Below are 12,142 nucleotides of genomic sequence, written 5' to 3' on the forward strand. Positions count from 1 at the left end.
CGGAGACGGCTTGCTGTCGCCTCGCTACCAGGTCAACCCTTCGTAGGTGATGCCCTCGCGCGGAGAGACGATACGCCGACCGTCGATGACAACGGGCGTAGCCATCACGTCGAACTCTGTGTCGAGGGCGGCGAATTCGTCCCAGTCGGTGACGACGAGCGCTCCGTGCGCGCCTGAGAGCGCGTCCGCGGCGGACGCGGCGTACTCGATGTCCGGGAACCGTTCGCGCATATTCTCGGTGGCCACAGGGTCGTAGGCGACGACGTCGGCCCCGCGTTCGAGCAGGCCCTCGATGGCGTGAATCGCCCGCGACTCGCGGACGTCGTCCGTGCCGGGCTTGAACGCGAGGCCGAGTACGGCGACCCGCTTTCCTGAAACGTCGACGTGGTCGTCGAGCAACGCGAGCATCCGACCGGGCTGACGGTCGTTTACGTCAACCGCCGCCTGGAGCAGTTGCGGTTCGTAGCCCGTCTCCCGCGCGGCGGCGATGAGCGCGGCCACGTCTTTCGGGAAACACGAACCGCCCCAGCCGACTCCACTGCGTAGGAAATGCGGCCCGATGCGCTCGTCCAAGCCGATGGCGTCTGCGACTTCGTAGGCATCGACGTCGTACTCCTTACAGATGTTCCCGAGTTCGTTGATGAGACTCACCTTCGCCGCGAGGAAGGCGTTGTTGGCGTACTTTATCATCTCCGCCTCGCGCAGGCCCGTCTCCACGATTGGCGCGTCCGTCCGTGCCACGAGCGGGTCGTAGAGGTCGACGAGCAGCGCGCGGTCACGGTCTGACTCCGCGCCGAAGACGATTTTGTCCGGGTTCAGGAAGTCGGACACCGCAGAGCCCTCCCGGAGGAACTCGGGATTCATCGCGACGCCGAAGTCCTCCCCGGCCGTCTTCCCGGAGGCGGCTTCGAGCAGCGGGCGAATCACGTCCCCCGTCGTGCCGGGGATGACCGTGCTCTTCACGACGACGAGGTGGTAGCCGTCCTTTTCGGCGAGCACCTCACCGAGCGATTCCGTCCCGGCTTTCATGATCGAGAGATCGATAGAGCCGTCGGGATTCGAGGGCGTCGTGAGCGCGAGAAACGTCACGTCCGTGTCGAGGACGGCGGTGTAGTCGGTCGTCGCGCGCAGTGACGACCCGGCGTGCTCGGCGAGACGGTCGGCGAGGCCCGGTTCGTGAATCGGCGGTTCGCCCGTGTTCAGTTTGGCGACGACCGATTCGTCGATGTCGATGGCCGTCACGTCGTGTCCGAGTTCCGCGAAACACGCGGCGATGGTCGTCCCCACGTACCCACTCCCCACGATGCTAACTCTCATTTTACTAAAATATCACAGCGAAGCCCTTCAACGTATCTCACTGGCACCGTTATGTTTGGGGTGGGATATTTAATCTGCGAGCGCGAAGTTCTACGCTATGCAGGCAGTTGTGCTTGCGGCTGGGGAGGGGAAGCGGTTGCGACCGCTCACAGAAGACCGGCCCAAAGGGATGGTGGAGGTGGCGGGCAAACCGATACTCACACACTGTTTCGAACAGCTCGTCGAACTCGGGGCGACCGAGTTCTACGTCGTCGTCGGCTACAAGAAAGAGGACATCATCCGCCACTACGGGGACGATTTCCAGGGGATTCCGATAACGTACGCCCACCAGCGAGAGACCCTCGGACTGGCACACGCGCTCTTGACTGTGGAGGAGTACATCACCGACGACTTCATGCTCATCCTCGGAGACAACATCTTCCGCGCGAACCTCCGGGACGTCGTCGCCCGCCAGCGAGAGGAGCGCGCAGATGCCGCCTTCTTGATCGAAGAGGTCCCGTGGGAGGAAGCCTCCCGCTACGGGGTCTGTCGGACCAACGCATACGGCGAAATCGTTTCCGTCGTCGAGAAGCCCGAAGAGCCAGAGTCGAACCTAGTCATGACGGGCTTCTATACGTTCACGCCGGCCATCTTCCACGCCTGTCACCTCGTCCAGCCGTCAAATCGTGGTGAGTACGAACTGAGCGAGGCAATCGACCTGCTCATCCACTCGGGGCGAACCATCGACGCCATTCGAATGGAGGGGTGGCGCGCGGACATCGGCTATCCCGAAGACCGGGACGCCACAGAGGAACGAATTCTCGACGAAGAAGGGCAGACGGTTGAGACAGATTAGGTTTCTGCCACGGTAATGAGGACGATTTGTTTTCCGGGTCCGAGCACCTGACCACCAGCGGGATTGGCTCGAACGAGCACTAATTCGTCGCTCTCCATCGGGCCTGGGCCACCGTCAGGCATCTCGTAGTAGGAAATCGAGATGGTTGTCGGGGCACAGCCGTCTTGGATGGTAAAGAAGACGAACAGGTTGACTTCTTCGGGGAGCCCTTCGTCTACGATTCTGTCGATGACGATGCACTCGCGAATGTAGTCACTCTGCCACGCCGGTTCAGTGGGAATCGGCTCGATGTCGAGTGCAAGCCCCTCCTGGGATTGCCCGCGGAAGGACTGTATCACTCGTCGCTGGTCACTGTACGTCACCCCGTTATCTGGGTCGAACTGCTCGATCTCAGGGCCAGTGGCCACGTACACCTGCCAGTGAGTCACAGGTTCTTCTTCGGGTGGGCGAGGTGGCACACGCTTGTCCACCTTCACCGAGAGAATGTGGTGCCCCGGGCCGAATTTGCGGTAGTCGGTGTCTTTGAATTCTAATGCTTCAGACTCCATTGGCAATGCTTCGAGGTGTGGCCACTGATACAGCGTGAGCGAGTAGTACGTTCGCTCACAGCCGGGTTCGATGTGGAATCGTACGGTAACGTACTCCTGACCATCTCTCCGCTCCTGTTCGACACGGTCTACGACGACACACTCACGAATGTGCTCACTCTGCCAGGCTGTGTCTGACTCGGTCCGGGTGACTCCGTCGTGGGTGTTCCCCCGATACGCCGCGACCAATCGCTGCTGGTCGGTGAATGTGTGCCCACGGTCGTGGTCGAACTGCTGGATGCCACGACCAGTTGCGAAGTACACCTGGTACGGGAACAGTGGTTCGTCTGGCGTCGGCGTGACGGCAGGCGGCGTCTCGGTGGCCGGCGGCCGTTCAGTCGTTCGCTCGGGTGTCGTGGTGACTGGAGTCGTCGTCGCCGGCGTCTCGGTGGTCGTCTTGCGCGCTGGATTCTTCTTGACGGTCTTCGTCCACGTCTGCGTGGTGGTCGGTTCCGGCGGGCGTTCGGTCTCCACGGACGTCGTCGTGTGCGACTCGACGGTCGTCGTCGTGGGGGCTGGTTGCGTCGTTCTCGGTTCGGTCGTAGTCGGTACTGGCGTGGGCGTCTGGGTGTCCACGTCGTCGAACACGAGGTCCTGGTCCGGCGTGGACGGCCCGCCGAATCCGGTGAGGCCGACGGTGAAACTGACGATGATGAGGAGCACGACGGCTCCCACCACGGCGCCAGATGGTCGAATTGGAATCGCCATAGTATGACGCTCGTCAATGACAGATATTGTTACAGACCGGATGAATCACGAGTCGTGACGGTTAGTTATGAGTTACAGTCACACACTGCAGACGGTTCGAGAGTGCAACTATGCACAAACCGGCAGAGCGTGGCGGAGCGCCTGCTCTGAGGCGTGAAAAAGGTGAAAACGATGGTGGCGATTCGGTCAGTTCTCGGGCAGGTCCACGACGATGTAGTGGTGGCCGGCGCTGAAGTAGCGCGCTTTCGCGCTCACGATGACCATTTCTGGGTTCTCGGGAGAACTGTACGCACCGGACGGCAGCTGGTAGACGGCGAGCGCGTACCAGCTGTGGTCGGGTTGACAGCCCTCTTCGACGTAGAAGTCCATGCGCACCGTCGTGTCGGTCACTTCGGCGCTCTTGAACACGATGCACTCCTGGATGAACTCGCTCTGCCAGGCGGTGGACTGCGCACCCTGCGTGTCACCCGTGTGGGTGTTGCCGTAGAGCATGTAGATGACGCGGTCGTTGTCGATGTAGGACCAGTCACGGGTCTCGTTGAAGTACTGGTACTGGCGACCCGTCACGAGGTACGCCTGGTAGTGGCCAGACGAGGTATCCTCGTCGTAGCGTGGCTCCTCAGGCGTCGGCGTCGGGGTCGGCGTTGGCGTTGGCGTCGGTTCTGCCGTCGTCACGGGCGGTTCGGTCGTGGTGTCGCGCGCCGGGTTCTTCTTGACGGTCTTCGTCCACGTCTGCGTGGTGGTCGGTTCCGGCGGGCGTTCGGTCTCCACCGGCGTCACCGTCTCAGTCGGCCGTTCCGTGGTCGTCTGGGTCGACGTGGTGGTTTCCGTTGTGGTCTGCGGTCTGGTCGTCGGTACTGGCGTGGGCGTCTGGGTGTCCACGTCGTCGAACACGAGGTCCTGGTCCGGCGTGGCATCTGGACCACCGAAACCGGTGAGGCCGACGGTGAAACTGACGATGATGAGGAGCACGACGGCTCCCACCACGGCGCCAGATGGTCGAATTGGAATCGCCATGACCAGATTTTCGCGACTAACGGACATTGTTACAGACCGGATACACCAATTAACACGACTGTTAGATTCCGATTACAATCAACACCATCAACAGAACGATTGGGCGAGAAACCGCACGACGATGCCGCGTTTATGACAACCTACCGGAATACAAAGTGGTGAAACAGTCTGTCGAGAAGGTTACGCGTCCTCCTGTGCGTCCACGACAGCAACCGAGGCGAGGTTCACCACATCCTTGACCTCGTCGCCGCGCTGGAGGACGTGGACGGGTTTGTTCATGCCGACGAGCATCGGCCCGATGGCCTCCGCGCCGCCGAGGCGCTGCAGTAGTTTGTACGCGATGTTCCCCGCCTCCAGATTTGGGAACACCAGAATGTTCGCCGGTTCGTCGAGGTTCGCGAAGTCGTAGGTGCCGTTCAGCATCTCCTCGACGACGGCGGTGTCTGCCTGCATCTCCCCATCGACCGGGAAATCGACCGTCGGGTCGGCGCGGAGGAGTTGGGCGGCCCGCCGGGGTTTTCGCGTCCCGTCGTTGTCCACCGAGCCGAAATCGGAGTACGAGAGCAACGCCGCGCGCGGTTCGACGTTGAACTTTCGGGCGAGCGTCGCGGTGTGCTTGGTAATCTCGGCGAGGACGGCCTCGTCGGGGTCCAGATTGACCGTGGTGTCCACGCAGAAGACGACCCGGTCTTTGAACGTGAGCATGTACACCCCGGCGGCGTAGTTGGCGTCCTCCGCCGTGCCGACAACTTGCAGGGGCGGGCGCAGAGCGGAGGGGTAGTGGTGAGTCAGCCCCGTCAGCATCGCGTCGGCGTCGCCCATCTCGACCATCACGCTGCCGAGGTAGTTGCCGTCCGTGATGAGTTCGTCCGCCTCTCGCCGAGTGACGCCCTTCCGGGCGCGAAGCTGGTGCAGACGGTCTGCGTAGGCGTCGAGGGAATCATCGTCCGGGTCGACGATTTCTGGCTCGTAGTCGAGGCCGAGTTCGGCCATCCGCGCCCAGATGTGGCGTTGGTCGCCGATGAGAATTGGCTCCGCGATACCCTGTTCGACGAGCTGTGCCCCCGCCCGAATGACCTTGTCGTCGCCTCCTTCCGCGAAGACGACGCGTTTCGGGTCGCTCTGGGCTTTGTTGAGGACGACGCGCATCATCTCGCGAGACTTCCCAAGGCGCGCTTCGAGGCGCTCGCGATAGGCGTCGAGGTCGATGTGCGTTCTCGCCACGCCGCTTTCCATCGCGGCCTCGGCGACCGCAGACGAGACCTCGAACAGGACACGAGAGTCGAGCGGTTTCGGGATGATGTAGTCGGGGCCGAACTGGAGTGGGTCGTCACCGTACGCCTTCACCACGGCGTCGGGGACGTCTTCCTTCGCGAGGTCGGCGAGGGCAGCGGCGGCGGCGACTTTCATCTCCTCGTTGATTTCGGTCGCCCGAACGTCGAGTGCGCCCCGGAAGATGAAGGGGAACCCGAGAACGTTGTTCACCTGATTCGGGTAGTCAGAGCGCCCCGTCGCCATGATGACGTGGTCGTCGCGGGCCGATTTCGCCGCCTCGTAGGTGATTTCTGGGTCGGGGTTCGCCATCGCGAAGATGATGGGGTCGTCGGCCATCGACCGTACCATCTCCTGGCTCACGATACCACCTACTGAGAGGCCAACGAGCACGTCTGCGCCCTCGATTGCGTCTTCAAGTCCGCCGTCTGGCAGGTCCTTTGCGAACGGTTCGTTGTGCTCGTTCAACTCCCCCGCTTCCGCGCGTTTCTCGGTGAGGATGCCGCCGATATCTACCATCGTGATGTTCTCTTTTTTCGCGCCGAGCGAGACGTAGAACTTGGCCGTGGCGGTGGCTGCTGCACCCGCACCCGAGAAGACGATGTTCACGTCCTCGATGTCCTTCTCGGCGATTTCGAGGGCATTCAGGAGGGCGGCCCCGGAGATGATGGCCGTCCCGTGCTGGTCGTCGTGGAACACGGGAATCGACATTCGCGCTCTGAGTTTTGACTCGATTTCGAAGCACTCGGGGGCCTTGATGTCCTCTAAGTTGATGCCCCCGAACGTCGGTTCCATCATGGCCACCGAGTCGATCATCTTCGCCGGGTCGTCGGTGTCCAGTTCCACGTCGAAGACGTCGATGTCGGCGAACCGCTTGAACAGCACGCCCTTGCCCTCCATGACGGGTTTCGAGGCCTGTGCGCCGATGTCCCCAAGGCCAAGCACCGCAGAGCCATTGGAGACGACGCCGACGAGGTTTCCTTTGGCGGTGTAGGTGTAGGCGTCGTCGGGATTTTTCTCGATTTCGAGACACGGCGCGGCGACGCCCGGCGAGTACGCGAGGCTCAGGTCGCGCTGGGTGTTCGTCGGTTTCGTCGTCGAAATCTCGAGTTTACCGGGGGGGTCGGTGCGGTGGTAGTCGAGTGCGTCCTCGTCGAGTCCCATATCGTATGGGACGAGCGCAGAATTATAAGCAACCCGTCAGCCAGCGGGGTTAGCCCAGCGCGGGACGCGCCATTGCCACGTCGAAAAAGAAGCCGTCGTCGTGTTTCTCTTCTTGCTCTTCGTGTTCGTCTTCGAGGGTGTCGTGTTCCGCCTCGCGGTCGTCGTAGAACTGGAAGTCGTCCTCGTGGAACGCCGCGTCGTCGTACTCGTCTACGTGGTCCTCGAATTCAGTGCGGTGGTCTTCGAACTTCTTCCGGTGGTCTTCGTAATCCTGGATGTGTTCCTCGTAGGCCTGCTCGTGGTCCTCCCACTCCTCGTCTGAAGCGTTCGTGCGGTTCAGGAACTCGTGTTCCTCCTTGAGTTCTTCGTGGCGCTCTACGAGTTCGTCGTGTTCGGCCTGGAGTTCTTCACGCGTCTGCTGAAACTCCTCGTGTTCTTGTTGGGCGTCTTCGCTCGGCGTCGTGGTGGTCGCGAACGAATCTTCGGTCGTCGTGGTGGCGAACGGGTCCTCAGTCGTGGTCGTCGCAAACGGGTCGTCAGTGGTCGTCGCAGTCGTCGTCCTAGTTGTCGTCGTAGTCGTGGTGGTGGTCGCCGTTGGCGCAGGGGTGGACGTGGTTGCTTCCGCCGTGGCAGTCTGGCTAATCGTCGCCGTTTCCGTTTCGTCGGCGACCGGGTTTTCGACCGGGGCAGAGGGGCCGAGCGATGCGAGCACGATGGTCGCCGTCGCACCGAAAAGGGCAGCACCGAGCAACATCAGTATCAGGTTGGCTTTGCCTCGCTTACCCGTCACGAGGGACTTTACAGTCGAGAGACCGCGCATACTCGGGGCTACCCCCCTTACCACCATTATTACGCGGCGGGTAAGTATGACAGGTAATTGGTTATTTACCAGAACGTATCGTATCTATATCTATTTTCAAGCGTTTCCCAGTCACGGGTTTTTCTCGTCTTTTTGTCAGAGTCCAAGATTGAACGCCCGATTCGTGAGGATGCCTACCACGCCAAGACCCATCACGCCGGCGAGGACGGTGAACGCGAGCGCCCAGCCAGCCACGTCAGAGAGGGTGCCAACGACGACGCTGCCGAGTGCGCCGATGAGGATGTAGATGGTGCGCATGAATCCAAATCCCGCCCCCTGCTCTGTGGCGGCGAGCGCGTCCATGAGTCGCGCCTGCAAGGGTGCGCCCCAGCTCATCCCGATGCCGATGCAGACGATTGCGCCGCCGAGAGTGAGCCACGACTCGCCCACGACGAGCAATCCGTAGCCGACCAGCGCCGCACCCATGCACACCGCGACCGCGATGTCACGTGGAATGCGGTCAGAGAGACTGCCCATCATCGGCTGGGCGAATCCTTGAACGACGAAGTACCCCGAGAACACGAGGCCAGCGGTCGTCCGTGAGGTTCCCTGATACTGCTCGAAAAACGCAGAGAGAAACGACGCCGTCGCCTGCCACGAGAACGCCCCGAGAACCGCGAGGGCGACCATGAACGCGATGTGCGGGCGGAACAGCAGCGAGACCACCGGGCCGAGCGAGAACTGGTCGCGCATCGACGTGTCTGGGTTCGCCGGTTCCGTCGGGCGCACGCGCCAGGCGAACACCGCGAACACCGGCAGCGCGACCAGCGCACCGAGGGCGAGTGCGTAACGCCACCCGTAGATGGACCCGACGTAGGCGGCAGCGACGGGGGCGAGGAGGCCGGCAGCGGGTGCACCAGCACCGTGGAAGCCAATGGCCCGCCCGATGGTGTCGAACTGCCGAGTGAGCAGCATCGTCGCGGGACTGTAGTGGAGACCGGCTCCGGCTCCGAGCAAAACGACGAACACGACGAACGTGAGAAACGAAGGCGAGAAGGCGAGCAGCAGGCTCGCGGCGGCGGTGAGGCCGACGGCGGTCAGAATGACCTTGCGCTCACCGTAGCGATCTGCGACCACACCACTCGGGAACTGCGAGAGGGCGTAGGCCATCCACATCCCCGTGAGCGCCGCGCCGACGGCGCTGTTGGTGACGTCGAAACTGGCCGTTATCGCGGGCACGACGGGACTGATGACGAGGCGGGCGACCATCGTGCCGAAGAACGCCAGCGTACAGAGGACGAGGACCGAGCGACGGTAGGGCCAGCGCATCTATCGAGGCTGTGTGACCCCAGGGTTTACGGGTTTTGTTCGCGGCCAGTTCCGCGCTCACTCGGGGGAGCCACGCGGGTTCGCGTCGAGGCCGAACTCCTCGACTTTCGTCCGCCAGAACTCCTCGTAGCCTTCTTCCTCCGGCGAGGCGGTGACCGTGCTCTCACCGGCATTCACGCGGCTGAGTTTGACGTCGACTTCCTCTAAGAGTTGCTCGCCCACGTCGTCGCTCAGCGTTCCGGTGCGCATGGCGTCCATGATGGCGCTCTTCTCGCGTTTCAGCACCTGTCGCTCCCCGATGAGCAGTTCCTCGCGGTGGATTTCGGGGTGCGAGGACAGCAGCGCGGAGATGGCCCGGTTGAGGTCCTCTTTTTCCTGCTCGTACTCACCGGTAAACTGTTCGTACACGTCCGGCGGAATCGCGCCCGTCCGGCGCAGGTCCTCCGCCGCGTCGAGGGCGTTGTCCACCGCCCGCGCACGCCCGACGAGCAGTTCGTAGAGTTCCTCTTCTTCAGACCGAGTGACGATGTCGAGGGCATCGAGGAGGCGCTCCATCGACAGGCCCTGAACGACCAGGCTGAACGCAGCGACGCCGAACACCATCGCCCGAAGTTCCTCGCGGAACGGGATACTCGGCGGCAGCCCCAACACGAGCGCGATGGGGATGGAGGCGTGCAGGCCACCCCAAACCATGACGTGTTGGTACGAACGAGGCACGGTGGTTTCGAGCCGCCAGTTCGTGAGCGAGACGAAGGGATAGACGATGATCGCGCGAACCGCGACGACGAGGACGATTGCGGCGGCGATGAGCGGGAGGTGCTCTAGCAACTGCGTCACGGGCGTTTTTGCGCCGATGAGCAGGAAGATGAGGGTGTTCACCAGGAACGCGGCCGTCTCCCAGGTGTTGAACACCGCAATCTTCGTCTGCGGGCTCATCGCGTACTCTGCGCCTCTGTTCCCGATGAACAGTCCCGCCGCGACGGTGGCGATGACGCCGCTTACGTGCAGATAGTGCTCCGCCAGCAGGAACGACCCGTAGGCGAGAATCAGCGTGAGCACGATTTCGGTCATGTGCTCGTCTAGATTCGCCATCACGCGGAACACGGCGTAGCCCGCAGTGAGGCCGACGACGAGGCCGCCGAGGCTGGCGACGACGATATCTGCGCCCACGGTGCCGAGTTTCTCTGGGGTGAACAGCGCCGAGGGGTCGGTTCCCGACTCCAAGATGATGGCGAGCAAGGCGGAGAAAACGACGACGCCAACCCCGTCGTTTAGTAGACTTTCACCCTCAACGAGGATGGAGAGGCGACGGGGCGCACCCAGCTCCTCGAACAGCGCGAGCACTGAAACAGGGTCGGTCGGAAGGATAGTGGCGGCGAACAGGAGCGCGATGAGCAACGGAAGGCCGAAGGCAAACTGCCCGATGTACCCGAGGATGAGCACCGAGACGATGAGTCCGGGGACCGCGAGGACGAGAATCGGAATAATGTTCGCTCTGAACCGTTCTAAGTCGGTGGTCGCCGCGCCCTCGAACAGCAATGGCGGGAGGAGGACGAGCAAGATGAGATCGTGTGAGAGTTCGAGGCCGACTTCGACACCGAGGATCGAGACGGCGAGTCCCGCGAGCAAGAGCGCGATTGTGTACGGGAATCGTCCCACCTTGGCGACGAAGATGCCGACGCCCGCCGCGAGGATGAACACGGCGAGTAGTGAGAGAAGACTGGATTCGACTCCGGTAGCAGTCATTGGCGACGTTTCACGGGTCAGGGTGTTAACTGAAGGGGCCAATCCCCGTGTTAATGACCCCTTTGCGGGGTCGAAGTCAGGCCATACCAAAGCCCGTCCTGAGAGTCTGTCTATCCAGAGAGTGGATGGACCGAATAATTATCCTTGATTCGCACGCGAACCAGGCACTCGTGGCGATTCGGTCGCTTGGACGACGCGGTCTGCGCGTGACGACGGGCAGTTCAGTGGGCACGAACGCGGGAAAATGGTCGAAGTACGTCACGCGCTACTTCGAGTACCCGAACCCGGAGACGGACCCGGAGGGATTTGTCGACGCCGTGGAGCGGGAAGTGAAGGCTCGTCACTACGCCATGCTGTTGCCGATAAACCAGTCGACGGTCGAAGTCGTCGCCCAACACCGCGCCCGGTTCGACCCGTACACCGCGATTCCTTTCCTGCCCTACGACCGGCTGGTCGTGGGCCTGAGCAAGCGCGAAACCATCGAAGCCGCCCGGCAGCACGACCTGCCCCACCCGGCGACGATGCTCCCCGAAGAGGTCGATTTCGACGCCGTCGGTGAACGAATCGGGTATCCCGTCGTCGTCAAACCAGCGCGCGGCAGCGGTCGCAGCGGCGTCTCCATCTGTGAGACGCAGGTAGAACTCGAACGAGTGTACCCCGAGACGGTCGCCGAACACGGCCCCTGCCTGCTCCAGGAGTTCGTCCCGAACGGGGGCGAGCGCGGGGTCTACACGATGTACGACGAGACGGGCACGCTCGCCGGTCTCGTCGTCCAGAAGCGCATCCGCTCGAACCCGCCGGAAGGGGGGTCGAGCACGTTCCGCGAGACCATCGTGGACGAACCGCTCGTCGCAATGACTGACCGGTTCCTCACGGCGCTCGACTGGCGCGGTGTGGCGATGGCCGAGTACCGAATCGACGCCCGCGACGGAACGCCGAAGTTGATGGAGGTGAATCCCCGACTCTGGGGCAGCCTTCCACTTTCGTACTTCGCCGGCGTCGATTTCTCCTTCATGCTCTATCAGTTGGCGATGGGCGAACCGGTCGACGCGAACCTCGAATACACGGTGGGCGTCCAGGCGCGGTCGCTCGTCAACGACTTCCTCCAGGTACGCGCCCGACCAGACACCGCGCGTGCGCTGGTCGAGTTCTGCACGCCGAGCGGTAAGCCGTGTTGCTACGACGGGTTCTCGCTCGACGACCCGATGGCGGCGCTCGGGTTGGTTGGCTACTACGTCGAAGTCGCGGGGAAAAAGCTCGCACCGACGCGGCTCGCGGGTCTCCTTTCGGCCACCGTCGAGCGAAAGCAGCGTGCCATGGACAGCGTGCTCGCGACTGGATACGACGGGAAAAAACGAGAGTAACGTC

The 12,142-nt window shown here is 62.5% G+C and carries 9 protein-coding genes; 2 read left to right on the plus strand and 7 right to left on the minus strand.

Annotated features, from left to right (window positions below; all coding sequences use genetic code 11):
• Positions 1 to 24 precede the first annotated feature (24 nt).
• On the minus strand, positions 25 to 1,317 hold the full coding sequence (aglM, locus tag P0648_RS15235) for a UDP-glucose 6-dehydrogenase AglM (RefSeq protein WP_277504569.1): 1,293 nt from the start codon (positions 1,315 to 1,317) through the stop codon (positions 25 to 27).
• A 97-nt stretch (positions 1,318 to 1,414) separates the two neighbouring features.
• Between aglM and aglF the strand changes: the two genes are divergently transcribed.
• Entirely contained in the window at positions 1,415 to 2,152 is a 738-nt protein-coding gene (aglF, locus tag P0648_RS15240) for a UTP--glucose-1-phosphate uridylyltransferase AglF (protein WP_277504570.1), read from the plus strand.
• Here the strand turns inward: aglF and P0648_RS15245 are convergent.
• The 6 genes from P0648_RS15245 to P0648_RS15270 form a co-directional block, all read right to left on the minus strand.
• Entirely contained in the window at positions 2,149 to 3,447 is a 1,299-nt protein-coding gene (locus tag P0648_RS15245) for a hypothetical protein (protein WP_277504571.1), read from the minus strand. The genes aglF and P0648_RS15245 overlap by 4 nt on opposite strands.
• 186 nt (positions 3,448 to 3,633) lie before the next feature.
• Positions 3,634 to 4,491 carry a hypothetical protein gene (locus P0648_RS15250; RefSeq protein WP_277504572.1) on the minus strand — a complete coding sequence of 286 codons (858 nt, stop codon included), beginning with the start codon at positions 4,489 to 4,491 and terminating at the stop codon, positions 3,634 to 3,636.
• Positions 4,492 to 4,644: 153 nt separating this feature from the next.
• The gene (locus P0648_RS15255; protein WP_277504574.1) at positions 4,645 to 6,900 is read right to left on the minus strand and encodes an NADP-dependent malic enzyme; all 2,256 of its coding nucleotides are present in this window, start codon (positions 6,898 to 6,900) and stop codon (positions 4,645 to 4,647) included.
• A gap of 49 nt (positions 6,901 to 6,949) precedes the next feature.
• Complete coding sequence (locus P0648_RS15260) at positions 6,950 to 7,654, minus strand: hypothetical protein (protein WP_277504575.1); 705 nt, start codon at positions 7,652 to 7,654, stop codon at positions 6,950 to 6,952.
• Positions 7,655 to 7,855: 201 nt separating this feature from the next.
• Positions 7,856 to 9,028: an MFS transporter gene (locus P0648_RS15265; protein WP_277504576.1), complete on the minus strand. Its 1,173-nt coding sequence runs from the start codon at positions 9,026 to 9,028 to the stop codon at positions 7,856 to 7,858.
• A 57-nt stretch (positions 9,029 to 9,085) separates the two neighbouring features.
• On the minus strand, positions 9,086 to 10,774 hold the full coding sequence (locus P0648_RS15270) for a Na+/H+ antiporter (protein ID WP_277504578.1): 1,689 nt from the start codon (positions 10,772 to 10,774) through the stop codon (positions 9,086 to 9,088).
• A 125-nt stretch (positions 10,775 to 10,899) separates the two neighbouring features.
• On the opposite strand from P0648_RS15270, the gene P0648_RS15275 reads away from it, so the two are divergent.
• Positions 10,900 to 12,138: an ATP-grasp domain-containing protein gene (locus P0648_RS15275; protein ID WP_277504580.1), complete on the plus strand. Its 1,239-nt coding sequence runs from the start codon at positions 10,900 to 10,902 to the stop codon at positions 12,136 to 12,138.
• Positions 12,139 to 12,142 lie beyond the last annotated feature (4 nt).

The sequence above is a fragment of the Haladaptatus sp. DYSN1 genome (genome assembly GCF_029489995.1).
Classification (GTDB): domain Archaea; phylum Halobacteriota; class Halobacteria; order Halobacteriales; family Halococcaceae; genus QDMS2.